This window comes from Bradyrhizobium sp. SBR1B, from assembly GCF_014198205.1.
Taxonomy (GTDB): Bacteria; Pseudomonadota; Alphaproteobacteria; order Rhizobiales; family Xanthobacteraceae; genus Bradyrhizobium.
Genome location: NZ_JACIHC010000002.1, coordinates 715,206 through 739,442, shown reverse-complemented (window position 1 = coordinate 739,442; position 24,237 = coordinate 715,206). Strand labels below are relative to the sequence as shown.

General features: G+C 65.4%; 21 protein-coding genes and 1 pseudogene. 5 read left to right on the top strand and 17 right to left on the bottom strand.

Annotation, left to right across the window (positions count from 1 at the left end):
- Positions 1-157: 157 nt before the first annotated feature.
- The 3 genes from GGD61_RS08150 to GGD61_RS08140 form a co-directional block, all read right to left on the bottom strand.
- Positions 158-760 carry a RadC family protein gene (locus tag GGD61_RS08150; RefSeq protein ID WP_183230487.1) on the bottom strand — a complete coding sequence of 201 codons (603 nt, stop codon included), beginning with the start codon at positions 758-760 and terminating at the stop codon, positions 158-160.
- Between the two features lie 89 nt (positions 761-849).
- A complete protein-coding gene (gene map / locus GGD61_RS08145) occupies positions 850-1,668 on the bottom strand; it encodes a type I methionyl aminopeptidase (RefSeq protein WP_018316408.1) in 819 nt (272 codons plus the stop codon).
- A 185-nt stretch (positions 1,669-1,853) separates the two neighbouring features.
- Positions 1,854-3,170 carry a mechanosensitive ion channel family protein gene (locus GGD61_RS08140; protein WP_183230486.1) on the bottom strand — a complete coding sequence of 439 codons (1,317 nt, stop codon included), beginning with the start codon at positions 3,168-3,170 and terminating at the stop codon, positions 1,854-1,856.
- 433 nt (positions 3,171-3,603) lie between these two features.
- Here GGD61_RS08140 and GGD61_RS08135 point away from each other — a divergent pair, with 433 nt between their 5' ends.
- The gene (locus GGD61_RS08135; protein ID WP_092261240.1) at positions 3,604-5,397 is read left to right on the top strand and encodes a potassium/proton antiporter; all 1,794 of its coding nucleotides are present in this window, start codon (positions 3,604-3,606) and stop codon (positions 5,395-5,397) included.
- Positions 5,398-5,520: 123 nt separating this feature from the next.
- Here the strand turns inward: GGD61_RS08135 and modC are convergent, their stop codons facing one another.
- The 5 genes from modC to mepA all read right to left on the bottom strand — a co-directional run bounded on the left by modC (position 5,521) and on the right by mepA (position 9,515).
- Positions 5,521-6,183 carry a molybdenum ABC transporter ATP-binding protein gene (modC, locus tag GGD61_RS08130; RefSeq protein WP_092261239.1) on the bottom strand — a complete coding sequence of 221 codons (663 nt, stop codon included), beginning with the start codon at positions 6,181-6,183 and terminating at the stop codon, positions 5,521-5,523.
- Positions 6,184-6,185: 2 nt separating this feature from the next.
- Positions 6,186-6,881 (bottom strand): molybdate ABC transporter permease subunit, encoded by a 696-nt coding sequence (gene modB / locus GGD61_RS08125; protein ID WP_092261238.1) that lies wholly within the window; start codon positions 6,879-6,881, stop codon positions 6,186-6,188.
- 13 nt (positions 6,882-6,894) lie between these two features.
- Positions 6,895-7,680 carry a molybdate ABC transporter substrate-binding protein gene (gene modA / locus GGD61_RS08120; protein WP_092261237.1) on the bottom strand — a complete coding sequence of 262 codons (786 nt, stop codon included), beginning with the start codon at positions 7,678-7,680 and terminating at the stop codon, positions 6,895-6,897.
- A 195-nt stretch (positions 7,681-7,875) separates the two neighbouring features.
- Positions 7,876-8,379, bottom strand: a complete 504-nt coding sequence (locus GGD61_RS08115; RefSeq protein ID WP_177237362.1) for a hypothetical protein — start codon at positions 8,377-8,379, stop codon at positions 7,876-7,878.
- A 191-nt stretch (positions 8,380-8,570) separates the two neighbouring features.
- Positions 8,571-9,515, bottom strand: coding sequence for a penicillin-insensitive murein endopeptidase (gene mepA / locus GGD61_RS08110; RefSeq protein WP_183230485.1), 945 nt, complete (start codon positions 9,513-9,515; stop codon positions 8,571-8,573).
- 543 nt (positions 9,516-10,058) lie between these two features.
- On the opposite strand from mepA, the gene GGD61_RS08105 reads away from it, so the two are divergent.
- Positions 10,059-12,221: a bifunctional diguanylate cyclase/phosphodiesterase gene (locus GGD61_RS08105; protein WP_092261234.1), complete on the top strand. Its 2,163-nt coding sequence runs from the start codon at positions 10,059-10,061 to the stop codon at positions 12,219-12,221.
- A 36-nt stretch (positions 12,222-12,257) separates the two neighbouring features.
- Here the strand turns inward: GGD61_RS08105 and GGD61_RS08100 are convergent, their stop codons facing one another.
- Entirely contained in the window at positions 12,258-12,689 is a 432-nt protein-coding gene (locus GGD61_RS08100) for a hypothetical protein (RefSeq protein WP_092261233.1), read from the bottom strand.
- 172 nt (positions 12,690-12,861) lie between these two features.
- On the bottom strand, positions 12,862-14,019 hold the full coding sequence (locus tag GGD61_RS08095) for an acyl-CoA dehydrogenase family protein (protein WP_092261232.1): 1,158 nt from the start codon (positions 14,017-14,019) through the stop codon (positions 12,862-12,864).
- A 184-nt stretch (positions 14,020-14,203) separates the two neighbouring features.
- Between GGD61_RS08095 and GGD61_RS08090 the strand changes: the two genes are divergently transcribed.
- Entirely contained in the window at positions 14,204-14,950 is a 747-nt protein-coding gene (locus GGD61_RS08090; protein WP_092261231.1) for a hypothetical protein, read from the top strand.
- Here the strand turns inward: GGD61_RS08090 and GGD61_RS08085 are convergent.
- The 3 genes and pseudogenes from GGD61_RS08085 to GGD61_RS08075 form a co-directional block, all read right to left on the bottom strand.
- Entirely contained in the window at positions 14,922-16,571 is a 1,650-nt protein-coding gene (locus GGD61_RS08085) for an amidase family protein (protein ID WP_183230484.1), read from the bottom strand. The two genes, GGD61_RS08090 and GGD61_RS08085, sit on opposite strands and share 29 nt — an antisense overlap.
- Before the next feature lie 366 nt (positions 16,572-16,937).
- A pseudogene (locus tag GGD61_RS08080) lies at positions 16,938-17,114 on the bottom strand (acyl-CoA dehydrogenase); the annotation flags it as partial.
- Positions 17,115-17,243: 129 nt separating this feature from the next.
- Positions 17,244-18,137, bottom strand: a complete 894-nt coding sequence (locus tag GGD61_RS08075) for a LysR family transcriptional regulator (protein WP_092261229.1) — start codon at positions 18,135-18,137, stop codon at positions 17,244-17,246.
- A gap of 103 nt (positions 18,138-18,240) precedes the next feature.
- Here GGD61_RS08075 and GGD61_RS08070 point away from each other — a divergent pair, with 103 nt between their 5' ends.
- Both GGD61_RS08070 and GGD61_RS08065 read left to right on the top strand, forming a co-directional pair.
- The gene (locus tag GGD61_RS08070) at positions 18,241-19,110 is read left to right on the top strand and encodes an SDR family oxidoreductase (RefSeq protein WP_092261228.1); all 870 of its coding nucleotides are present in this window, start codon (positions 18,241-18,243) and stop codon (positions 19,108-19,110) included.
- 41 nt (positions 19,111-19,151) lie between these two features.
- Positions 19,152-19,817: an NAD(P)-dependent oxidoreductase gene (locus GGD61_RS08065; RefSeq protein WP_092261227.1), complete on the top strand. Its 666-nt coding sequence runs from the start codon at positions 19,152-19,154 to the stop codon at positions 19,815-19,817.
- 37 nt (positions 19,818-19,854) lie between these two features.
- Here the strand turns inward: GGD61_RS08065 and GGD61_RS08060 are convergent, their stop codons facing one another.
- The 4 genes from GGD61_RS08060 to lepA all read right to left on the bottom strand — a co-directional run bounded on the left by GGD61_RS08060 (position 19,855) and on the right by lepA (position 24,139).
- Positions 19,855-21,075, bottom strand: coding sequence for an MFS transporter (locus GGD61_RS08060; protein WP_092261226.1), 1,221 nt, complete (start codon positions 21,073-21,075; stop codon positions 19,855-19,857).
- Positions 21,076-21,295: 220 nt separating this feature from the next.
- On the bottom strand, positions 21,296-21,766 hold the full coding sequence (locus GGD61_RS08055; RefSeq protein ID WP_092261225.1) for a hypothetical protein: 471 nt from the start codon (positions 21,764-21,766) through the stop codon (positions 21,296-21,298).
- 7 nt (positions 21,767-21,773) lie between these two features.
- Positions 21,774-22,016, bottom strand: coding sequence for a hypothetical protein (locus GGD61_RS08050; protein ID WP_092261224.1), 243 nt, complete (start codon positions 22,014-22,016; stop codon positions 21,774-21,776).
- A 311-nt stretch (positions 22,017-22,327) separates the two neighbouring features.
- Complete coding sequence (gene lepA / locus GGD61_RS08045) at positions 22,328-24,139, bottom strand: translation elongation factor 4 (protein ID WP_026201664.1); 1,812 nt, start codon at positions 24,137-24,139, stop codon at positions 22,328-22,330.
- Between the last annotated feature and the right edge of the window lie 98 nt (positions 24,140-24,237).

The following is a 24,237-nucleotide window of genomic DNA, read 5'->3' as shown; positions in this document are numbered from 1 at the left end:
CTTCTGTTCCGCAACTGGGATCGGTCGGGGAGAAACGGGGATCGTTTGCTGGGAGCGGAAGGCCGTTCGCTATCCCTCTAACCGCTCCCAATTTGCCATAGCCGACCCCAGTGCGCAACGTGAGAAAATTACTACTTTCATAGGTGTTTCAGAGGGATCAAGCGTGATCCAGCGTGATCGAATAGGAGGCAGTGGGGTGGTTGTGCACGAGGATCAGGGCGGTCGCTGATAATTCCAGCGCGCGCTTGATCACTTCGCGCGGATAGACCGGGGTGTGGTCGACGGTGCCGGTCTGCTGCACCTCGTCGGCGATGAGCTGGTTGCGCTTGTCGAGAAACAGCAGGCGAAACTGCTCCTTGTCGGCAAACGCCATGCTGGAGCGGCAATAATCGATCACCTCGTTCCAGGACGACAGCGCGTTGCGGCTGTTGACCTCGCCCTTGGTCACGCGGCTCGCGGCGGCCGCAATCAGCTTGAGCTGGTTGATCGCGGCTTCGCCGATGCCGTCAACCTCGCGCAAGCGCGCCACCGGCGCGTGCACGACCTCGGCGAACGAGCCGAAGGTCTTGATCAGCGTCTTCGCGAGCGGCTTGGTGTCGCGCCGCGGCAGCGCCGGAAACAGCGCCATCTCCAGGAGCTCGTAATCGCTCAGCGCATCCGCGCCGGCATTGTAGAAGCGCTCGCGCAGCCGCTCGCGATGGCCGTGATAATGCGGCGCGTCCTCAGGTTTGCTCTTGTCGTGGTCCGGCTTGGCGGGCATCGGCCGCCAGCATCGCCGGGGGCTAGCGCTTTTGCAACCGTCAATTGCGTCGGCGAGTTCGGTTGATGCCTAAGGGTGACCCTGAAGGATCACCCGATCTGCTTCTCGCCGTGCCGCTCCGACAGCGTAAAAATCTCGACGCCATCAGCGGTGACGCCGACAGAGTGCTCGAACTGTGCCGACAGCGATCGGTCGCGGGTGACGGCAGTCCAGCCGTCGGAGAGGATCTTCACATGCGGCTTGCCGAGATTGATCATCGGCTCGATGGTGAAGAACATGCCGGGCTTGAGCTGCACGCCTTCGCCGGGCCGGCCGATATGAATGATGTTCGGCTCGTCGTGGAACATGCGGCCCAGACCGTGGCCGCAGAAATCGCGCACCACGCTCATGCCCTGCGGCTCGACGAAGCTCTGGATGGCGTGACCGATGTCGCCGGTGGTGGCGCCGGGCTTCACCGCGGCGATGCCGCGCATCATCGCTTCATAGGTCACCTCGATCAGCCGCTCGGCCTTGCGTGCGATCGGGCCGACCGCATACATCCGGCTGGAATCGCCATACCAGCCGTCGACGATGAAGGTGACGTCGATGTTGACGATGTCGCCTTCCTTCAGCGGACGGTCACCGGGCATGCCGTGGCAGACCACGTGGTTGAGCGAGGTGCAGGTCGAGTAGCGATAGCCGCGATACATCAGCGTCGCCGGATAGGCATTGTTGCTGAAGGCGAAGTCGCGGACGAATTCGTCGATGCGCTCGGTCGGCACGCCGGGCCCGACGATGTCGGTGAGCTCGTCGAGGCACTTGGCCACCAGCGCGCCCGCCTTGCGCATGCCGGCAAAGGCGCTCGGCCCATGCAGCTTGATCTGTCCGGTCTTGCGCAGGGAGGTATCGGAGGCTTCGACGTAGCTCATGCGGGCGCAATCTTCTGAGGTGGGCTCGATATCGGCGGAAAGTCTTGATTTCAGGCCCCAATTTAATGATTGCGGGCCTTCGCGCAAGCCAAGGCAGCGCGTTTTCGAGCGACGTGGCTACCGGTTCGTGTGAAGAAAACGCGTCAAAACAAGGATCTTGCCGCCTGTTGCGCCCAAAAGCGGGCCTAATTCGGGACTTCTACGGTGGTTTCCACCGGCAGCGCGCCGCCGCGGATGCGGATTTCGCGGACGGGGTAGGGAACCCGGATGCCCTCGCGCTTGAAGGCGTCCCACAGTGCCAGCATCACGTCGCTCTTGACGTTGTCCATGCCGTCGGGGTCCGCGATCCAGAAGGTCAGCGAGAACTTCATCCCGGCTTCCGCGAACTCGGTCAGGATGGAGTTCGGCGGCTTGCCCTTGGTCGCGCGCGGATGGGCCGCGGCGGTCTCGGCGGCGAGCTTGGTGACCAGGCGGGGGTCGGCGTCGTAATTGGTGCCGAAGGCGATCTTCACCAGCGTGTTCTTGTCGGTATAGGTCCAATTGACGACCTTCTGCGTCACCAGATCCTCGTTCGGCACCAGGAACTCGCGGCCGTCGCCGGCGGCGACGGAAATGTAACGCGTCTTCATCGCGCTGATGCGGCCGGTATTGTCGCCGATGGTGACGAGGTCGCCGGGCTTCACCGATTTGTCGGCGAGCAGGATGATGCCCGAGATGAAGTTGGCCACGATCTTCTGCAGGCCGATACCGATGCCGACGCCGACCGCGCCGGAGAACACCGCAAGCGCCGACAGGTCGATGCCGACCGCGCCGAGCGCAATGACGATTGCGACGGCAAGAAGCCCGATGCGGATGATCTTGACCAGCAGCACCTGCACGGACGGCGTCAGATCGGTGGTTGCGTTGATCCGGCTCTCGGCGAAATTGCTCGCGATGTTGGTGAGCCACAGCGCGATCAGCAGGAGCGCGCCGGCCTTGAGGACCAGCAGCGGGGTTAGCCTGAGGCCGCCGAGCACGATCGCGTAGGAATCGAGCAGGTCGACCGTCGTATCGAGCTGGCCGAGGATCGAGAGCGCGGCGAGAAGCCACGCCGTGATCGACACCAGGCGGACGATGAAGGCGTTGCGCAGCACCGAGGTCACCAGCCGGATCACGAGCCAGGCGAAGCCCAGCTTGGCGGCGACCATCAGCAGATAGGAGCGGCTCGGCCAGGTCGCGTGATACATCACCACGCGCGAGATGATCACGAGCAAGGTGAACACCGCCGTCGAGGCGCTGGAGACCATCACCCGGGCGAAGTGCCGGAGCGGCAGCGGCCAGCGCATCCTCAGCGCGGTCATGTCGACCCGATTGCGCACGCCGGTCTCCGCGGCATAAGCGATGCCGGCCGCGGCCAGGATGAGGCCGAATTGCAGGTAGAACCAGGGCGAGGAGATTTCCGCCCCGACGCTGCGCGCGGTGGTCTGCACGAACTCCATGAAGTCCTTGAGGTCCATGTCCATCGGTCTCGTCGGCAAGCGGAGAGGAATTGATTCGAGGGAGCCGCAGAATCCCACAAAGAGCGCGGCCGGGCCATCGATACACCGCGAAGTGAAGTGCGTTAAGGCCGTAAAATGCGGGCAGATTGCCGCGAGCGGGAGAAATGGGTTGGCGTGCCGCTGCGGCGACGATAGAGATGCTGAAGCAGAATGATTGTTGGACGAATAGGGTACCGGCAAGCGCGCTCTTCGCCTCTCCCCGCTTGCGGGGAGAGGCCGGATCGCATCGTCAGATGCGATCCGGGTGAGGGGGACTCTCCGCGAGTCCATCTGTCACCGCCCCCGCGGAGAGCCCCCCTCACCCCAACCCTCTCCCCGCAAGCGGGGCGAGGGGGCGCACTGCCGGTGCCTGCCTAGCCCTTTATTGCGTCCATTCCGGAGTAACCCGCAGCACCGCATGGCCTCTCTCGACTCCGTCAGCATCGCCATATTGCTCGGCTCCGTCCTCGTGATGGCCGGTATCCTGTCGAGCCTGCTTGCGCTGCGCTTCGGAGCGCCCTTGCTGCTCGTCTTCCTTGTGATCGGCATGCTCGCGGGCGATTCCGGCCCCGGCGGGCTCCAGTTCGACGACGTCCGCACCACCTATCTGGTCGGCTCGGTGGCGCTGGCCCTGATCCTGTTCGACGGTGGCCTGCGAACGCGCTTTGCCAGCATCCGCACCGTGCTCGCGCCGTCCGTTGTGCTCGCGACCGTCGGCGTGCTCTTGACCGCGCTGATCACGGCGCCGTTCGCCAAATACGCGCTCGACCTCAATTGGACGGAGTCGCTGCTGGTCGGCGCGGTGGTCGCCTCGACCGACGCCGCCGCCGTCTTCCTGCTGGTGCACACCCAGGGCCTGCGCCTGCGCCCGCGCGTCGGCGCGACGCTGGAGGCCGAATCCGGCACCAACGATCCTTTCGCGATCTTCCTCACTTTGATGCTGGTCGAATACATCTCACTGGGATCGAGCTCCGCAAGCCATGTGGCGATGGAGTTCATCCAGGAGGCGGTGCTGGGCGCCGTCGTTGGCGTCTTCGGCGGACGGCTCGTCGTCATCGCGCTCAACAAAGTCGCGCTGCCGCAGGGTCTGCACGCGCCGTTCGTGACGACCGCGGCGCTCGTGATCTTCGGCGGCTCGCAGATCATGCACGCCTCCGGCTTCCTCGCGGTCTATCTGGCCGGCATCATCATCGGCAACCGGCCGACCCGCGCGCACAATTCGGTGGTGGCTTTCCTCGATGCCGCAACCTGGCTGGCGCAGATCGTGATGTTCGTGCTGCTCGGCCTGCTGGTCTCGCCGAGCCGGTTAGGGGCCAGCGTGCTGCCGGCGGTCGGGGTCGCCTTCGTGCTGATGCTGGTGGCGCGGCCGATCGCCGTGTTCGTGTGCCTGGCGCCGTTCCGCTTCAACTGGCGCGAAAAGATATTCATCGCCTGGACCGGCCTGCGCGGCGCCGTCGCGATCTTCCTGGCCTCGATCCCGATGCTGGTCGGCCTGTCCAAGGCCTATCTCTATTTCGACGTCGCCTTCGTCGTCGTCATCATCTCGCTGCTCTTGCAAGGCTGGACGCTGGCCCCCGCCGCGCGCAAGCTGCACGTGGCGCTGCCGCGCGCCGAGCGCGGTCCGCGCCGTGTCGAGCTGGATCTGCCCGGCCAGCTCGAGCAGCAGCTGGTCGGCTATCCGGTGCGGCCCAAGAGCCTGTATTTCCGCCGCGGCCTGATCCCGTCCTGGTCCAAGCCGACGCTGGTGATCCGCAACGAGAACATTTTGACGCCGCTGGAGGCCGACCCCATCGCGCCCGGCGACTACATCTACCTGCTGGCGCCGCCGGAAAAGGCCGAATCGCTCGACCGCTTCTTCGTCGACATGCAGCCGAGCTCGGCGCCCGATCCGCATCTGCTCGGCGACTTCATGGTCTCCGGTGAGCACACGCTGGCCGAGCTCGCCGGGATCTACGGCGTCAAGGTCGGCGAGGACGAGGGCAAGCTGACGCTGGCCGATTATTTCGACGTCCATCTCGACCGCGCCCCGAAAGAGGGCGCCGAGCTCCCGCTCGACGAGATCGTGCTGGTCGCGCGCAGCATCTCCGGCGGCCGTGTCAACGTCGTCGGCCTGCGCCTGCCGGAAGAAGACGAGACGCCACCGCCGCTGACGCGGGCGCAGGCGCTGCGGCGCAGGCTTGCGGATGTGTGGACGTCGGTAGCGGGGGTTTAGCGAGGCTCGACCTTCGCTTTTCGAATGACAGTTCGTAGCCCGGATGGAGCGCGGCGTAATCCGGGGCCGCTGTATCGGTACGAAAGAGTCCGGATTGCGCTGCGCTCCATCCAGGCTACGCTCTCACGCCAGCACCTTCACCCCGCCAAAACTCGTCACCCGCCCCTGCTTCAGCATCACGATCTGCGTCGCGAGCTGGCGCAGCTCGGCGGCGTCGTGGCTGACATAGACCATCGGCACGTTCGCCTCGTCGCGCAGCCGCACCAGATAAGGCAGGATCTCGAGCTTGCGGCCCTCGTCGAGCGCGCCGAGCGGCTCGTCGAGCAGCAGCAGGCGCGGTTTTGCCAGCAGCGCGCGTCCGAGCGCGACGCGCTGGCGCTCGCCGCCGGAGAGCTTCCCGGGACGGCGGCCCTGCAGGTTACCGATATCGAGCAGGTCGATGACGCGCTTGTGCTGCGCCGGATCCGGCGCCAGGCGGTTCATCTGCCGTCCATAGTCGAGATTCTGCGCGACGTTGAGATGCGGGAATAGCCGTGCGTCCTGGAATACATAGCCGATGCGGCGGCGCCAGGCCGGGACATGGATGCCGGCCGCGGTGTCGTCGACGGTTTCGCCGTCGAGCACGATGGTGCCGCGGTCGGGCCGCAGCAGCCCCGCGATCATGTTGACCAGCGACGTCTTGCCGGCGCCCGAGGCGCCGAACAGGCCGATGACGCGGCCCTCGCCGGTGAAGGATGCTTGAAGCGAGAATTCACCGAGTTGCTTCTCGACGTCGACGCGCAGCATGGTCAATTCCCGTGCAGGCGCTGCGTAGCGCGGCGAGCGAACCATTCGGCGGCGATCAGTGCGCCCAGCGCCAGCACGATCGAGACGATCACGAGCCGGCCGGCCGCGGCGTCACCGTCCGGCGTCTGGATCAGCGAATAGATCGCCGAGGAAATCGTCTGGGTCTCACCGGGAATGTTGGAGACGAAGGTGATGGTGGCGCCGAACTCGCCGATCGCCTTGGCAAAGCCGAGCACCATGCCGGCGAGCACGCCGGGTAGCGCCAAGGGCAGCGTCACCGTGAAGAACACTTTCCATGGCGCGGCGCCGAGCGTCTCGGCGGCCTGCTCGAGCCGGCGGTCGATCGCCTCGATCGACAGCCGCATCGGCCGCACCAGCAGCGGGAACGACATCAGGCCGCAGGCCAGCGCCGCTCCGGTCCAGCGGAAGGCGAAGACGATGCCGAAAGTGTCGGCCAGGAAGCCGCCGACGAGTCCCTTGCGGCCGAAGGTGAGGAGCAGGAGATAACCGGTGACGACAGGCGGCAGCACCAGCGGCAGATGCACGAATGCGTCGAGCATCGACTTGCCCCAGAAATCGCGCCGCGCCAGCAGCCACGCCAGAGCGATGCCGAATGGCGTCGCCACCAGCGTTGCGATGATCGCGACCCTGAGCGAGAGCAGGATCGCGGTCCATTCGGCGGGAGAGATGTCTGACATCAGGTGGTGAATATCAGATTGTCGGGCTGACCAGGAACTTGAAGCCGTATTTTTCCAGAATGGTCTTGGCGGCCGAGGAGCGCAGGAAGGCGAGATAGTCGCTGGTCCCGTCCTTCGCCGTCGCGGTCGCGGCGACCGGATAGATGATCGCGGGATGCGACTCCGCCGGGAAGGTGCCGACGATCTTGACACCGGGCTCGACCTTGGCGTCGGTGGCATAGACGATGCCAAGGTTGGCCTCGCCGCGCGCCACCAGCGTCAGCGCGGCGCGCACGCTCTCGGCCATCGCGAATTTCGGCTCGGCGGCGTGCCATGCCCCGAGCTTCTCCAGCGCCGCCTTGGCGTATTTGCCGACGGGTACGGACTTGACGTCGCCGGTTGCGATCCTGCCGTCGCCGGCGAGTTTTGCGAGGTCGAAACCTTGCGTGATGGTGACGTTGTCGATCTTGGAATCCTTTGGCGCGATCAGCACGATGCTGTTGCCGAGCAGATTGACTCTGGAAGGCTCGTTGATGGTCTTCCTGGCGATCGCGTAGTCCATCCAGTCGGTGTCGGCGGAGACGAACACGTCGGCCGGCGCACCCTGCTCGATCTGCCGCGCCAGCACCGAGCTCGCGGCATAGCTGACCGAGAATTTGACGCCGGTCCTGGCGGTGTAGGCGGCGTCGATCTCGTCGAGCGCGTTCTTCATCGACGCCGCGGCGAACACGGTGATGGTCTTGTCCTCGGCGGCGGCCGGCGAAAGGCTCGCGCTTGCGAGGATCACGAGGGCGGTGAAAAGTCGACAAATGCGTAACATGGGGAGCGCTCCGTGCGAGGCCGCGCGCGCAAGATGCACGCACAGGTCTGGCGTTGGTGGGTCAGGTTGCGACGGGTGGAAGCGCTGCTCCATGGGGCCCGGCTGCGGCTTACGGCCGGCAGGGATATCGCAATTGCGAAGATAGCAGGCTGGCGCCCGAGGTCAAAGGGTGGCCGCTTGTCCGGCCGGGCGGGCCTATTGCGCCGGCAGGATCGCGATCCCGACCGAATTCTCCTTGGCGCCGCTGAGCTGAAGTACGAAAGGCCGCGCCGAAAGCTCGTATTTCACGGACTTGCGGATGCCGCCGCAACCGGTCGCACCGCTGAAGGCCACGGGCTTGAGAACATGCCCATCCTGGACCACGTCGATCCAGGCGCCGGCGGACAGGCTGATCGTGTAGAGCCCGGCCGTGGCGGACTTGACGCTCGTGAAGCCGGCGAAGCTGCCGTCCTTGGGCGCGCGCTCCGGCGGCGTCGGCAGTTTTGCCTCGCTTGGGGCAACCAGTCCCAGCGTGATGGCCGAGGAGGGCAAGCTCGCCTGCTCGCTTCCCGATGCGAGCGTTGTGCGGTCCGGCGCGGTGAGCGCGGCGCGCTCGCGCTCGATCGGCCATTTGAACTTGTCGCAGCCGCTCGGTTCTTCAGCGGCGAGAGCGGAGGTCGCGCCGAACGAGAGCGCAGCGAGGAAGGCAAAGACGCGCATGTGAAATCCCATCGTTGGCCGCGCGAGCGGTGCGAGGCTTGCGGTCAGGCTTGTTCGACGGGATGCGCGTCCCGGAGATGCCGCGGGCTTACGGCTGAGCGGCGAGGTCATCCTAGCGCATTATTATGACGCGAACCAACCAACGAGTTCGTCATTCCGGGACGACAGCGGCAGAGCGGCCTACACACACACTACGGCTTTGCATCCGCCCCATGCAGCACCGCTTTGCATGCTGCCGGCATCTGCGCCAGCGTCATCGGCGGTTTCGGCTTTGGCGGCTCCGGCGGCGGCTTGGGGTGCAGCACCGCGTCGGAGAACCAATAAGCGAGATCGGCTGGCTTGCAGCCTTCGTCCTCGGCCTGCGACGGCTGGCCCTCGCATTCGCGGGCGCCCGCTGGGCAGCGCATGCGAATGTGGAAATGGTAATCGTGGCCCCACCAGGGGCGGATCTTCGAGAGCCAGGCGCGGTCGCCCTTGGCCTCGCGGCACAACGCCTTCTTGATCGCGGCATTGACGAAGATGCGCTGCACCGCCGGCTCCCGCGCCGCGTCGCGCAGCACCAGCACATGGCCTGACGTGAACACTTTTGGATCGATGTCGAGCCGGTCGTGGCGCACCATCATCACCGCCGACATGTCCTCGCGTTCCTCGCGCGAGAGGCGGCGGTCCGGCATCGGCGTCAGCCAGATGTCGGCATCGAGGCCGATCTGGTGGCTGGCATGGCCCGACAGCGCCGGGCCGCCGCGCGGCTGGGCGATGTCGCCGACCAGGATGCCCGGCCATCCCGCGTCCTTGCGCGCTTTGGCCGCGAGCCGCTTGATCAACGCGATCATCTCGGGGTGGCCGTAGCTGCGGTTGCGCGACAGCCGCATCACCTGCCAATTGTCGCCGTTGAGCGGCATCTGCTCGGCGCCGCCGATGCAGCCCTTGGTGTAGGAGCCGATGACATGGGCCGCCCCCTTCGACGGCAGCAGCTTGCGCGCGAACAGCTCCTTGGCGGCGAGATCGGGGTCGTTGGGATTGGCCCGCGGCGGCAGCGGCTTCGGGGTGACGCTGCCCTTGTCCTGGGCCAGCGCGCCGCCGGCGGTCAGGAACGTCGCTAAAACCAGGAGAGGGGTGAGGCGGCGGGGACTCATGCGCAGCACTTATAACCCAACACGGCGTCGGGGTTAAGAATCGGGCTGTGCCGCGGCGGACGATCTCACAGCGTCTTGACGGCCGTTGCCCCAGCGCGAAGGCGCGCCCGGCATGTCGATCCCACGTCCAACAAGGTCGTCCAAAAGTCGTAGTTTTTTCGTGGGGCCAGCCGGATTCTTAACAGTGCGATAACCGTATCCTGCATTGACCAAAATTCATGCGCGGAGCGCGGACCGTTTTCTAGCGGCATGCAAGCCGATGCATTTTCGGAATTGAATCATGAATAGCGCGCATATTTGCGTCGCGTCTTTCTGCGATAGCGGCGAGGCAACAGGTTTGCCGCGCCCTGTGACGCTGCTGCGCCTCTCAAACAGGCAAGTCGATCCGGTCTACAGTTGCCGCAAGGCGCGGCCGCGGCCGGCCGGACCACCCAAGATTACTTTTTTTTCAGACACTTGCCCCAAAACTTGCGCCGTTGGGCGCGACTGGGACGAGTGAAGTTGGGTTTGGGGTCTCGAAAAACAAGAAAACGAAAGCAAAACGTGCTTGCCCGGGCCGGCCAATCGCCGCGCAAGCCGCGCTTCGCGCGCGCGCCGCGCGCCCTTTCGGAACGCGATGAAGTCCTGCGCAGCCGCGCCGAGGCGGAAGCCGCGATCGCGGACGCGCGCAAATCCCATGAGCGCCTGCGCCAGGCCGTCGACATCCTGCCGCAAGGCATCGTGTTTCTCGACGCCGAAGGCCGCTACGTCCTCTGGAACAAGAAATACGCCGAGATCTACAGCAAGACCGCCGATCTGTTCGAAGAGGGCGCGCGTCTCGAAGACACGCTGCGCATCGGCGTTGCCCGCGGCGATTATCCTGAGGCGATTGGCCACGAGGACGAGTGGATCGCCGAGCGACTGCAAAGGCTCTATCAGCCCGGCGCGCGCCACGAGCAGAAGCTGTCGGACGGCCGCGTCATCCTGATCGACGAACGCCTGACCGACGATGGCGGCGTCGTCGGCCTGCGCGTCGACATCACCGAGTTGAAGCAGCGCGAGGCCTCGTTCCGCCTGCTGTTCGACGGCAATCCCGTTCCCATGATCGTCTGCGCGCTGGACGACGAGCGCATCCTCGGCGTCAACGACGCCGCGGTCGCGCATTACGGTTACAGCCGCGCCGAGTTCGAGCGGTTGAAGATCCGCTCGCTGCAGGCCTTCGACAGCGAGCCGCCCTGGACCGCCGGCTCGACCGGCGAGGAGCAGGCCGGCCGCACCTGGAAGCACGTCAAGGCCGACGGCGCGCTGATCGACCTTGCGATCTATTCCCGCGAATTGACCTATGCCGAGCGGCCGGCGGTGCTGCTCGCGCTGATGGACATCACCGAACGCAAGCGCGCCGAGGCACGGCTCGCCTTCATGGCCCAGCACGACGGCCTGACCGGCCTGCCGAACCGCAGCCTGCTGCGCCAGCAGGTCGACGAGATGCTGCTGCACACGCGGCGCAGCACCGACAAGGTCGCGCTGCTGATGCTGGGGCTCGACAGTTTCAAGTCGGTCAACGACACGCTGGGCCATGCGGTCGGCGACAAGCTGCTGCGCGGCGTCGCCAAGCGGTTGCGCTCGACGCTGCGCGAGGAAGACGCGCTGGCGCGGCTCAACTCCGACGAATTCGCGATCGTGCAGAGCGGCCTGACGCGCCCCGAGGACGCGGTGATGCTGGCAAAACGTCTGCTTGCGGCGATCGCCGATCCCTATCTGCTCGACGGCCATTCCGTGGTGATCGGCGCCTCGATCGGCATCGCGATGGCGCCCGGCGACGGCGATGATTCCGAAAAGCTGCTCAAGAGCGCCGACATGGCACTGTCGCGCGCCAAGCTGGACGCGCGCGGCAGCTTCGCCTTCTTCGAGGCCGCGCTCGACGCGAAAGCGCAGAGCCGCCGCAAGATCGAGGTCGAGCTGCGCGGCGCGATCCAGAACGACGTGCTGCGCCCTTACTATCAGCCATTGATCGACCTGCAGAGCGGCCGCATCACCGGCTTCGAGGCGCTGGTGCGCTGGCCGCATGCCGAGCGCGGCATGGTCTCGCCGGCCGAGTTCATTCCGGTCGCCGAGGATACCGGCCTGATCAATCCGCTCGGCGGGCTGATGCTGCGCAGGGCGTGCCTCGATGCCGCGACCTGGCCGGACGACGTCCGCGTCGCGGTCAACCTGTCGCCGCTGCAGTTCCGTAGCGGCAATCTGCTTTCGATCGTGACGGACGCCTTGAGGCATTCCGGCCTGCCGCCGCGGCGGCTCGAGCTCGAGATCACCGAGACGCTGCTGCTGGAGAAGAGCGCGCAGGTGCTGGCGACGCTGCATGCGTTGCGCGCGCTCGGGGTGCGGATCTCGATGGACGATTTCGGCACCGGCTATTCCAGCCTCAGCTATTTGCGGAGTTTTCCGTTCGACAAGATCAAGATCGACCAGTCCTTCGTGCGCGATTTAGGGGCCAATCGCGAGGCCCAGGCGATCATCCGCTCCATCGTCAGCCTCGGGAAGGGTCTTGGCGTCACCATCACCGCCGAAGGCGTCGAGACCGAAGCCGAGCTCAGCTGCCTGCGCACCGAGGGCTGCGACGAGGGCCAGGGCTTCCTGTTCAGCAAGGCCCGGCCGAACGCCGAGATCATCAGCCTGCTGGCCGCGCAGCGCGGCATCGACGGCGAGGACGCCGCGCTGGTGGCGTAGATCTTGGAGCGTCCGCTTCCAGGTTGAAGTTCGGGGCTACCGGCGACAGTGGCGGATGAACGTCACATTCCGGGCGTATAGGTACGTGTACGGGTCCACCTGTTCGAGCGCGTGGTGCTTCATCACCCAGTCCCGCACCGCAGGCGCATAGGACGACATCATCAACTGAGTCTCGCCGGGGTTGATGCTGCGGTCGCCGTGATGCGCGGCGTGAAACATGAAATAGCCGCTCGGGGCAATGCAGATCTTGTCGAGGGGAACGACCCCCAGGACCGTTGTGCAAGACGACTTGCAGCGACCGTCGATCACCACGCGATCATATTCTGCGTTGACGTGTGTGTAGGTGTAGATATGCGCGGCGGTGTTTCCGCCGGGGTCGTGAAGGTAATAGACCTTTTCCGCAGAGGCGGGCGCCGCCATGACCAACGTGAAGAGGATCGTACCGATCAGGGTTGGAATCCGCCGCATATCACCTCCCTTTTGTCTGGGCGTGTCCTGCAGATTATGCTGTTGTGAGACGCTACCTTAGGCTGCCGAAGGGTGTGATCAAAATGCGTTGAGCAACCCTATGGATCCAGCCAACGTGTCCGCGATCGGCCGCCGTCGCTCGGCGCGCACCGAGCTTGAGCCGACAAGCGGATCACGGCTCGGGCGTTGACAGGATTGCCTTCCCCACATCCTCGTAATGGCTATCCCGCGCCTGGATCTGCTGCGCGATCGCGTGCATGTCGCGAAATCGGCGTTCGAACGGGTTGCTGCGAAACACCGCGGTCGCGCCGGCCATGTGATAGGCGGTGTCGACCACACGTGCCGATTGATGGATGGTCCAGGTCGCGGCCAGTCGCACCGCGCTGCGGTGCGCGGCGCTGAACTCGCCCGTCGCGGACAGCTCGCGCCACATCGCAGTCGCGGAGGCATGGAGATAGGCGCGCGCGGCGCGCAAATCGCCTTCGGTGCGGCCGATCAGCCCCTGGACCGCCGCGTTGCCGCGCATCGCGCCGGCCGCCAGTGACGGGCGCTTTTCGCGCGCAAGTGCAATCGCTGCATCCAGCGTCGCGCGTGCCACGCCGAGCGACACCGCGGCAAAGCCGAGGCTGAAGGCAGCGCCGGTGCCGATCCTGTAGAGCGGGCCGGTCTCGCGCAAGCCTGACGGCACGTCGCGGAACGCCGTGAAGCGCTCGGGGACGAAGAGGTCGCTCACCTCGTAGGAATCGGTGCCGGTGCCGGCGAGCCCGATCGCCTGCCAGACATCGTGCAACGTCGCGCTTGCGGCAGGAAACAGAATGGTGCGCACTTCCGGCGAGCCATCGGCGTTCTTGCGCGGCGTGCCGTCAGTCCCGAGAATGCGCACATGCGCGCCCAGCCAGCTTGCCTGCCGCGAGCCCGAGGCAAAATCCCACCGCGCCGTGACGCGATAGCCGCCGCCGACCGCGCGCGCCTCGTGCGCGATCGCGCCCCAGGCCAGGATGCCGGGCGCAGTGTTGAAGATCTCCTGCGCGGTATCGCGATCGAGCGAGGCCGCGATCATCGCGCAGACGCTGCATTGCCCGAGACACCAGGCCGTGGACGCATCCGCCTTCGCGATCTCCTCCAGCATCTGCATGAAGGTTTCGATGGGAGCTTCAGCTCCGCCGAGGCTCTGCGGCAGCAGCGCGCGATAAAAGCCGTTCTCGATCAGCGCCGCGACCACGGAAGGCGTCAGCCGCCGCGTCCGCTCGATCTCGTCCGCTTCGCGCGCGATCAGCGGCGCGATGGCGCGGGCACGTTCGACGAGTTCAGATCCGGGAAGCTCCGACATTCGCGTGTCCTCGCCCCTTCTGTCGTGAGCGGTGAGAACAGGATGGTGGTCTATTTGACGGGGAGGATCAAGGTGCGGCCATCTCCGCGCGCGCCGCAAGAAGGCCGGGGTCGTGAACCTCGGCAACGCGGCTCGCGACGAACAACCATCATCGCCGCGAACGTCGCGCCGGCTGAGGTTGCCCATGCCGATCGTCAGAATCCTCATCGTCCTGCTCGCGCTCGCTTCGCCGGCGTTGGCGCAGGACGGGGCCCGTGACGCGGCCGCCGCGGGCGAGGCCGCGCGGATGTTCCGGGTCTACGTCGAAGGCGTGGCGAAAAAAGGAGAGCGACCCGACCTGACCCGGCCGGAGACCACTGCGCTGCTCGGCCGCGTGTTCGATGTTGGAGCCCTGGAGGCGTTGCCGCCGGCGAAGGCGAGCGACATGAGCTGGCTGATGGAGTGGATGGACGCCGCCAACGCGACCTCCAAGCTGTTCGCGCTGTATGGCGCGAAGCCGGGGGCGCAGCCCGATCTTGCGGCGCTCCAGCGCAACATGACCGAGTATGGCGATCAGTACGCGGCGGCGATGAACTTTGCCATCCGCGGCATGGCGCGCGAGGCGGTTGCGGGCGAGCTGTTCATGGCGAGCCTCGCGCCGGAGCAGCGCACCCGTATCCGCCAGGATGGATTTACGGGCTTCCGCCGGAGCGCCGCCGAATTCATCCTGGGCACCGTCTGCGCGGCGATCCAGGGCGCGGGCAAATCCGCCAACGCGCGCCTGGTCGCCGCCGCCATCCGCGACACGCGCGAGGTCTGGGCGAGCTTCCTGCTGCCACAGGATCGAGCCCGTGTGCTCGAGCAGCTTGCCGACCTTCCCAGATGGGCACCGGACGAAACGGCGCGAACCGATCTCGCCGCCTTCACGGCCGCGCTGCGAGCTGTGAATTGAGCCCCGGCGGCGGCTTGCGGGCGCGCGTTGCCTGCTCGAAGGCATAGGCCAGCCGCAGCAGCTTGTGCTCACTCCAGGCTCTCCCTGCGAAGGCGACGCCGAGCGGATAATCGGGCGTGTCCTTGCCCTCCGTTGTCCCCGAGACGAAGCCGCCCGGCACCATGATGCTGGGATAGCCCGCCTTGGCAGCAATCGCAGCGCCCGTGGCGCCGGCGAACAGCACCGCGTCGAGCTTGTGCTGGTTCATGTAGGCGTCCATGCCGCGCGTCTTGGCCGAGAGCAGGTCCATGGCACGGGCCGACTTGTACTCGCGCTCACTCAAATCGCCCCTGGTCAAGTCAGCGGCCAGGAAATGGTCCTGACCAAAGCGCAACGCCTTCCCCGCGTTCGCTTCGTTGAAGGCTATGACGTCGCTGATGGTCTTGATGTCCGTGCCGGTCGCCCAATCCCTCAAATAGAGGTTGAGATCGTGCTTCAGCTCGTAGAGGAAGACGACCGGCGGCCTCGCGATGGTGCCCTTGTGTACGCTCAGTGGATTGCGGTTGAGCACGGCCATGGTCGTGCCCGGCCCGCCGATCCAGCCCAGCGTCGGCATGTTGGCGCGTACGATGACGGCGCCGATATTCTCCAGCACCTTGATCGTCTCGGTCATCACCTTGACCCAGTCGGGCGGCAGCTTGCCGTAATAGCAATCGTTCAAGGGATCGGCGGGGTCGCTCGGCACGCCGATGCGCGCGCCTTTGATAGCGTCGGCGGTAAGGCCCGCGGTGAAGTCGACGGGCCGCCGCTGCTTTCGTGTCGCCGGATCGAGCGGGTCCCTGGCGGCCAGCACGTTCAGCAGCAGCGCCGCGTCGCGCACGGTGCGCGTCATCGGCCCCGCGGTGTCCTGGCTGTGTGCGAGCGGCAGGATGCCGGCGCGGCTGATCAGTCCGACGGTGGGCTTCACGGTGACGAGACCGTTTTGGCTGGCGGGGAACAGCAGCGAGCCCGAGGTCTCGGTGCCGATCGACGCCGCACACAGGCCGGCCGCCACCGCGACCGCCGACCCCGAGCTCGATCCGCCTGGCTGCACGACCGGGATGCCGTGTTCGTCCGCCAGCGCCGGCGCGTTCACCTGACCGCCTAGCGACGAATAGCCCGAGGGCATGTCGACCGCGAGCATGTTGGCGAACTCCGTCAGGTTCGCCTTGCCGAGGATCACCGCAACGGCGTCGCGCAGCAGCTTGACGAGGGTCGCGTCGTCCCTGGCGCGCGCGCCTTCCAGCGCCAGCGAGCCGGCCGTGGTCGGCTGCTTGTCGCCGGTGGCGATGTTGTCCTTCAACAATATCGGCACGCCGGCCAGCGGCCGCCCGACCGATGGCTTGATGTCGTCCAGCTCGGCCGCGATCGCGCGCGCATCGGGATTGAGCGCGCGGACGGAATTGAGCGCGGGGCCGTTGCGGTCATAGGCCTCGATGCGCGCGAGATAAAGTTCGGCCAGCGAGGTGGCGGTGAGCTGCCCGCCGGACAAGGCGTCGACGATCTCGCTCAACAGCGCGTGCTCCGGCGCCAGCGCGGCCGGCCCCTCCGTGCCGGCGACAATCGGGGCGAGGCGAGCATCGCCGCGGATCGGCTGGTCCATCTGTCCTCTCGGGCGGCTTGCGACGATTATGCTACCAATGGTAGCATTGAGCTCGGTTGCGCGGCAAGCCGATTGCCGGTCACGCGGCGCAGGCGTGAGATTTCGATCTTTCCAGCGGCTTCAGTTGAGCGATCCATGGAGTGCACGATCCGGCCCGCGCGCGAAGACGATGCCGATGGCATCAGCGAGGTCATTTTGCATGCGCTGCGCGAGACGAACGCAAAGGACTACACGGACGAGATTATCGAACGGGTCGGGCGCAGCTTCAGTCCGGATGCCGTCAGGCAGCTGATAGGCAAACGTACAGTCTTCGTCGCCGCCATTGGCGGCCGCATCATTGGAACGGCAAGCCTTGAAGGAAGCGTCGTCCGCACCGTCGAGGCTCTGCGGCAGCAGGGCACGATAAAGGCCGTTCTCGATCAGCGCGGCGACGACGGCCGGCGTCAGCCGCCGCGTCCGCTCGATCTCATCTGCTTCGCCCGCAATCAGCGGGGCCAGCGCCCGGGCACGTTCGACGAGACCAACTCCGGGAGTTGCGTTCATGCGCGTTTCCTCGCCCATTCTGCCGTGAGCGGTGAGATGCGCGATGGTGGTCTATTTGGCGGGGAGGATCAAGGTTCGGAACGGCGGTTCACTTCGCTTCAACCGCCGCATTCAGAGAACCTGCAAATCTCATCCATCGACATAGGCGGCCAGTTCGTCCGGCGTTCCCGTGGGAAAGGCATCTTTGAGATAATCGAGGAAGGCGGATACACGAGCGCTCAGCAGTCGTCGCGATGGGTAGAGTGCCCATAAGGCGATCTCCGGTCCATCGACGTCGCCCCAATGCACCAGCGTGCCGGCCGCGAGATCGTGACTCACGAGCGACACAGGCAATCGACCGGCGCCCACACCTGCCCGCACTGCATCGCGAACCATGACAAGCGACGACAAGCGAAGAACCGGATCAACTTTAATTCGCGGTGGTCCAGCCGGTGCCGTCATCTCCCAGATCGCGGTCTGGTCGCTCGCCCCGCGCACCACCACGGGAACAGTGATATCGCCCGCGGGTAGAGCAAGTTTCGGGCTTGCGACGACCACCAGCCGATCGCGCAGGAAAACTCGTCCGACGAGGTTCTCATCCGGATTCGGATTGACCCGGATCACGAGGTCATAACCTTCCTCCACCATGTCGACGGCCCGGTCTTCCGTCGTGATCTCGAGCCGGACCTCCGGATATCTGAGCGCGAACCCGGCGGCGAGCTTGCCCATGGCGGTTTGCGAGATGAGCAATGGCGCGCTGATCCGCAAACTGCCCCGCGGCTTGTCTCCACCTGAAGCGATCGCGGTTGCCGTCTCGTCAAGCTCGGCGAGCAATGCCGTCGTCCGCTCGAACAGCGCCCGGCCTTCCTCGGTGAGCTTCAGCAAGCGTGCTCCGCGCTCGAAAAGGCGCAGATCGAGGCTGCTCTCCAGTTCCGCCACCCGGCGGGAAAGCGTTGCTTTTGGGCGCCCGGCAGCCCGGGCGGCCCGTCCGAACCCTCCGTGCCGGGCGACGAGGTTGAAATCGGCAAGTCCGAGCAGGTCCATTCGTTCCACCAGTAAGACAGTCTGTCCAAATATACCATCTATTGGTTCGAATTTGGATCGCTAGTTTCCGGGTGTCTTCCAACCCCAAACCGGAGTGATCCCCATGACCATCCTCGTTACCGGCGCCACAGGCGCTGTCGGCCGCCAGGTCGTCGAACAGCTCGTCAAGCGCGGTGCCGACGTGCGCGCGCTCGTCCGCGATCCCGCGAAAGCCAGCTTCCCAGCAGGCGTCACGGTCGCGCAAGGCGATCTGCTCGACGTCGATGCGCTTCGCGACGCTCTCGCAGGTGTCTCCACCTTATTTCTGCTCAACGCAGTCGTGCCGGATGAATTCACGCAGGCGCTGATCACGCTTAACCTGGCCCGCGAGGCCGGCGTTGAACGGGTCGTCTATCTCTCGGTGATCCACAGCGACCTCTACGTGAACGTGCCACACTTCGCGGGCAAGTTCGGCGTCGAGCGGATGATCGAGCAGATGGGCTTCAATGCCACCATCCTGCGCCCAGCCTACTTCATGCAGAACGAACTCACGATCAAGGACGTGGTGACCGGATACGGCGTCTACCCGATGCCGATCGGCAGCAAAGGCCTCGCCATGATCGACGTGCGCGACATCGGCGAGATCGCAGCCCTCGAGCTGGTTCACCGCGAGCAGGCCGCAGGACCGCTGCCGCTGGACCGCATCAATCTCGTCGGCCCCCACACGCTGACCGGCGCGGATGTCGCCGGCATCTGGTCGGACGTGCTGGGGCGCGCGATCGCCTATGGCGGCGACGATACTGCCAGCTTCGAGAAGAATCTCAGGCAGTTCATGCCGGGCTGGATGGCGTTCGACATGCGGCTGATGAGCGAACGCTTCCTCACCGATGGAATGATCCCCGACGCGGGCGACGTCGAACGCTTGACGGCGCTTCTGGGCCGCCCCTTGCGCTCCTATCGCGACTTCGTGTCCGGGATCGTGGCCTCGGCCTGAGGCACGAGCGCGCTCCAACCACGACGACAAGGAATTCCATCATGATCAGTTCTGCGGATGATAATGCAAAGGCCCCATTGAAGGTGCTGGTTCTTGGAGCAACCGGCCCTACCGGGCGTCGGATCGTCAGCCAGGCTCTGGCGCGAGGACATCAAGTGACCGCGCTCGTGCGGTCACCCGGGAAGGCGGGCGAGCCGAGCGGCGCAAGAGTCGTCGTTGGAGACGCTCGCGACGAGAAAGCATTGCGTGAGGCCGTCTCTGGCCAGGACGTCGTCGTCAACGCGCTCGGTACCCCAGCGAGCCTATTCCGCGAAGTGACGCTGCTCTCGACGGCGACGCGCGCGCTCGTGAACGCGATGAAGGCCGAGCAAGTCTTCCGGCTGGTCTGCATCACAGGGATCGGCGCGGGAGACAGTGCCGGCCATGGCGGCTTCGTCTTTGACCGCGTGATTTTCCCGCTGCTTCTGCGCAAGGTTTATGCCGACAAGAACCGGCAGGAAGCGATCGTCAGAAACAGCGGGCTCGACTGGATTCTCGTTCGCCCCGCCGTCCTGAACGACAAGTCCGGCCGCGGCGCGATCCGGGCGCTCACGGATCTCGGCGGCTTCAATGGCGGAGCCATCTCGCGAGAAGATGTTGCGGCATTCGTGCTGGACCAAATGCAGGTCGACACCTGGCTGCATCGTTCGCCGTTGATCACGTGGTGAGCGCGTGATCAACGGTTGGCCGTTGCGCGTTGCCTCCTCACGCCGCAGCGCGGCCCAGGTCGAGCAATGGTCTGCGTTTCGTCGGGAAGCTCAGCGCTACCGCGACGGCGGCGAGGCCGATCGCGAAGGAGCCGACGTGCAGCCATGTGTAGCGCTGGAAATTGTCGAACACGAGTCCGCCGGCCCACGGCCCGAGCGCCATGCCGAGGCTGGCGAAGGCCGACACTGCGCCGAACACGGTGCCCATGATGCGCGCGCCGAAGAATTCGCGGACCAGCACCGCATAGAGCGGCATCACCCCGCCATAGGCGAGGCCGAACACCACCGAGAGCGCGTAGAATTCGCCGAGCTGAGCGACCGCAAGATAGGTCGCGATGCACATCGCCTGCACAAGGAGGCCGCCGACCAGCACGGGCTTTGCGCCGATGCGATCGGCGAGGGCGCCCAGCAGCAGGCGGCCGCCGAGGCCTGAGACGCCGGCGACGCTGTAGACCGTCACCGCCGTGAGCGGAGCGATGCCGCAGACCATCGCATAGGACACCATGTGGAAGATCGGGCCGGAATGCGCTGCGCAGCAGGCGAAATGTGCCGCGGCGAGCGCGATGAATTGCGGCGTGCGCAGCGCCTGCGCCGCGGTCAGCTCGACCTCCGGCGCCGAGTCTGCACCGGCGGCGCCCGCCGCCACCGGCGCCGGGCGCACCAGGAAGCAGGCGGGGATCAGCAGCGCCCACGCAGCGATGCCGATCACCAGCATCGCGGTGCGCCAGTCATAGGTGGTGATCAGCCAGCTCGCGGTCGGAGCGATGGTCACCGGCGACACGCCCATGCCGGCGGAGACCAGCGCCACCGCAAGGCTGCGGTTGGTCTCGATCCACGCGCTCGCGAGCGCCATCATCGGTGCGTAGAAGCTGCCGGCCGCAATGCCGATCAGCACGCCGAAGCAAAGCTGGAATTGCCACAGGCTTGTCGCCTGGCTTGCGGTCACGAGACCAAGCCCCAGCAGAACGCTTCCCGCGAGCACCACGATACGCGTGCCAAAACGGTCCGACAGCGTACCCCACAGGAACGCGGCAAATCCCATGCAGAGGAAATCCAGCGTCGCCGCCGCTGAGACGCCGGCGCGCGACCAGCCCATCGCTTCCGATATCGGCTGCAAAAACACCGCCAGCGACAGCATCGTGCCGAACCCGACACAAGTCATCAGCGCACCCGCGGCGACAACGACCCAGCCATAGTCGAAGCGTGACGGCTTGCTCATGCGTTTCCTCGCGCTGTTGGTTTTGTTGGTGATGCGCGCGGGGATGGTGGCCTATCGGAGGGCGGAGGGCAAGGCTGGGTGTTGAGCGCGCTTCCGTCGCCATGCAGCCGGCCGCGGCGGCATGGCGGTCTATTTGGTGTGGTGATTAGCGACTGTCCTTCCAGGATCGCACAAATAGCGCGTCCCAGAACGACCAGCATATGACCTTAGTCATTCGCGATCAGCGCGGCCGGAGCGGGCCCACAGTCACGATTTGCTCGCGCGCCCGCTCATTCACTCGCGCAAACTCCTCCATGACGCGTCTGAACAATCCCGGATCGATTGACGCGATCAGGCCATGATCCGGCGTATCCAGATCGGGAAAGTAGCCCTTGTGGATCGGAAGATACGCGCGGACGCGCGTATCGATGAAGAATGCGGAGCTGTTCTTGTTCTGACGCGCCCTGTCCAATGGGACCTGGATGATCCCGATCGGCAGACTGTCGCCGAACTTCCTGACTTGAGACGAGGTGTAAACTGCAACCGCGGCGCCGTACGCCGGCGCCTGGTGTCCCAGCATCTTGGAGGCGTCGATTGCAGAAAACGCGCCGATGATGATCGCCGCGTGCCGCGTCCGTGCGGGAATGTCGGGAGTCTCGGCGAACGGAAAGTAACTCCAGACCATGTCGCCGCGTCGGAAGGGCGGGGCCATTCAGGCCTCACTGGAAAAGTGAGCGCCTGAATGCGTAGTCCTCATCGCTTTCGTCGGCGTCGCGATGGAGCTCATAATTCTCGAGCGAGAGCGGCGGCATTTTCGAGAAATCCTGCACCACCTCGACGTAGTCCAGATGGCGGCGCATGACCTCCTCGACGAGTTCTTTCACGCTTACATTGTTCAGCCGAGCAACGCGCGAAGCCTTGTCGTAAAGTTCATCGTCGAGATGTACCGTGATGTCGGCCATGACAGGTTTCCGGTGAGGGCAGCTGAACCTACTTGGCAATATAGCGGGCCTTGCCGCCGCATTAAAGGTGCCGCCAATCCCGCCGCCGCTGACGGTGGCCGCCAGGGCCCTGCGATCACGGGCGGCGCGACGATGACATTCTACCCCCGTTTTGCCCGACGGAGCAAATCGATTTCGTAAAATCGAAAAATCGCAGTGCCGCCAAGGGAGCGGTTACTGTGCATGGGGTTGTTTTCGCGTTTTTGTTTGTCGGGCCCCGAGTGGTCCGGGCCGAACCCGATTCTCCGAGGCCGGAATGGCCCGAACCCGCCTCAGCTATCCACCTTCAGCGCGGCAATGAAAGCTTCCTGCGGGATGTCGACCTTGCCGAACTGCCGCATCTTCTTCTTGCCTTCCTTCTGCTTCTCCAGAAGCTTGCGCTTACGCGTGATGTCGCCGCCGTAGCACTTTGCGGTGACGTCCTTGCGCAGCGCGCGGACCGTCTCGCGGGCGATCACCTTGCCGCCGATCGCCGCCTGGATCGGGATCTGGAACATGTGCGGCGGGATCAGCTCCTTCATCTTCTCGACCATGGCGCGGCCGCGTCCCTCCGCGCGGGTGCGATGGACCAGCATCGAAAGCGCGTCGACCGGCTCGTTGTTGACGAGGATCTGCATCTTGACGAGGTCGGCCGGCTTGTAGTCGGTGAGATGATAGTCGAACGAGGCGTAGCCCTTGGAGACCGATTTGAGCCGGTCGTAGAAGTCGAACACGACTTCGTTGAGCGGCAAATCGTATTTCACCATGGCGCGGGAGCCGACATAGGTCAGCTCCTTCTGCGAGCCGCGGCGGTCCTGGCACAGCTTCAGCACGCTGCCGAGATATTCGTCGGGCGTCATGATCGTGGCCTCGATCCAGGGCTCCTGGATCTCGGCGATCTTGACCACGTCAGGCATGTCGACGGGATTGTGGATCTCGATCTCGGTGCCGTCGGTCAGCTTCATCTTGTAGATGACGCTCGGCGCGGTCGCGATCAGATTGAGATCGAACTCGCGCGACAGCCGCTCCTGGATGATCTCGAGGTGCAGCAGGCCGAGGAAGCCGCAGCGGAAGCCGAAGCCGAGTGCGGCCGACGTTTCCATCTCGAACGAGAAGCTGGCGTCGTTGAGGCGCAGCTTGCCCATGGCGCCGCGCAGCGTTTCGAAATCGTCGGCGTCGACCGGGAACAGGCCGCAGAACACCACCGGGATGGCCGGCTTGAAGCCCGGCAGCATCTCCGTCACCGGCTTCCTGTCGTCGGTGATGGTGTCGCCGACGCGGGTGTCGGCGACTTCCTTGATCGCGGCGGTGATGAAGCCGATCTCGCCGGGGCCGAGCTCGTCGACCTGCTGCATCTTCGGCGTGAAGAAGCCGACGCGCTCGACGTCATAGGCGGCGCCCGTACCCATCATGCGCACGCGGCTGCCCTTCTTCATGACACCGTCGACGACGCGGATGAGAACGACGACGCCGAGATAGACGTCGTACCAGCTGTCGACCAGCAGCGCCTTCAAGGTCGCATTGCGGTCGCCCTTCGGCGGCGGCAGGCGGGTGACGATGGCTTCCAGCACGTCGGGCACGCCGAGGCCGGTCTTGGCCGAGATCATCACCGCGTCGGAGGCGTCGATGCCGATGACGTCCTCGATCTGCTGCTTGATCTTCTCGGGTTCGGCCGCGGGCAGGTCGACCTTGTTCAGGACCGGGACGATCTCGTGATTGTTGTCGAGCGCCTGGTAGACGTTGGCGAGCGTCTGCGCCTCGACGCCCTGGCTGGCGTCGACCACGAGCAGGGAACCTTCGCAGGCCGCCAGCGACCGCGAGACTTCGTAGGCGAAGTCGACATGGCCGGGCGTGTCCATCAGGTTGAAGATGTAGTCCTTGCCGTCCTTGGCGCGGTACTGCAGGCGCACCGTCTGCGCCTTGATGGTGATGCCGCGCTCGCGCTCGATGTCCATGGAATCGAGCACCTGCTCCTTGCCCGCCATCTCGCGGTCGGAGAGGCCGCCGGTCATCTGGATCAGGCGGTCGGCCAGCGTCGATTTGCCATGGTCGATATGGGCGACGATGGAGAAATTGCGGATGTTGGAAATGGGGACGGTCGTCATGGGCGCGGGATACCACTCACATCCCCGTGCGGCAACCATATTGCTGTAATTTCAGGGCCTTTCTTCACGCCAAGCTGATTCCACGATGGGCCAAAACG

Bases quoted from the DNA above. Each gene is read 5' to 3' on its own strand.
- map (WP_018316408.1), bottom strand. From the start codon at position 1,668: ATGAGCTACGTCGAAGCCTCCGATACCTCCCTGCGCAAGACCGGACAG.
- GGD61_RS08085 (WP_183230484.1), bottom strand. From the start codon at position 16,571: ATGGACCAGCCGATCCGCGGCGATGCTCGCCTCGCCCCGATTGTCGCC.
- GGD61_RS08135 (WP_092261240.1), top strand. From the start codon at position 3,604: ATGGCCTCTCTCGACTCCGTCAGCATCGCCATATTGCTCGGCTCCGTC.
- GGD61_RS08095 (WP_092261232.1), bottom strand. From the start codon at position 14,019: ATGTCGGAGCTTCCCGGATCTGAACTCGTCGAACGTGCCCGCGCCATC.
- mepA (WP_183230485.1), bottom strand. From the start codon at position 9,515: ATGAGTCCCCGCCGCCTCACCCCTCTCCTGGTTTTAGCGACGTTCCTG.
- modC (WP_092261239.1), bottom strand. From the start codon at position 6,183: ATGCTGCGCGTCGACGTCGAGAAGCAACTCGGTGAATTCTCGCTTCAA.
- modB (WP_092261238.1), bottom strand. From the start codon at position 6,881: ATGTCAGACATCTCTCCCGCCGAATGGACCGCGATCCTGCTCTCGCTC.
- GGD61_RS08070 (WP_092261228.1), top strand. From the start codon at position 18,241: ATGACCATCCTCGTTACCGGCGCCACAGGCGCTGTCGGCCGCCAGGTC.
- GGD61_RS08115 (WP_177237362.1), bottom strand. From the start codon at position 8,379: ATGCGCGTCTTTGCCTTCCTCGCTGCGCTCTCGTTCGGCGCGACCTCC.
- GGD61_RS08140 (WP_183230486.1), bottom strand. From the start codon at position 3,170: ATGGACATGGACCTCAAGGACTTCATGGAGTTCGTGCAGACCACCGCG.
- GGD61_RS08050 (WP_092261224.1), bottom strand. From the start codon at position 22,016: ATGGCCGACATCACGGTACATCTCGACGATGAACTTTACGACAAGGCT.
- GGD61_RS08055 (WP_092261225.1), bottom strand. From the start codon at position 21,766: ATGGCCCCGCCCTTCCGACGCGGCGACATGGTCTGGAGTTACTTTCCG.
- GGD61_RS08150 (WP_183230487.1), bottom strand. From the start codon at position 760: ATGCCCGCCAAGCCGGACCACGACAAGAGCAAACCTGAGGACGCGCCG.
- GGD61_RS08100 (WP_092261233.1), bottom strand. From the start codon at position 12,689: ATGCGGCGGATTCCAACCCTGATCGGTACGATCCTCTTCACGTTGGTC.
- GGD61_RS08060 (WP_092261226.1), bottom strand. From the start codon at position 21,075: ATGAGCAAGCCGTCACGCTTCGACTATGGCTGGGTCGTTGTCGCCGCG.
- GGD61_RS08090 (WP_092261231.1), top strand. From the start codon at position 14,204: ATGCCGATCGTCAGAATCCTCATCGTCCTGCTCGCGCTCGCTTCGCCG.
- GGD61_RS08075 (WP_092261229.1), bottom strand. From the start codon at position 18,137: ATGGACCTGCTCGGACTTGCCGATTTCAACCTCGTCGCCCGGCACGGA.
- lepA (WP_026201664.1), bottom strand. From the start codon at position 24,139: ATGACGACCGTCCCCATTTCCAACATCCGCAATTTCTCCATCGTCGCC.
- modA (WP_092261237.1), bottom strand. From the start codon at position 7,680: ATGTTACGCATTTGTCGACTTTTCACCGCCCTCGTGATCCTCGCAAGC.
- GGD61_RS08065 (WP_092261227.1), top strand. From the start codon at position 19,152: ATGATCAGTTCTGCGGATGATAATGCAAAGGCCCCATTGAAGGTGCTG.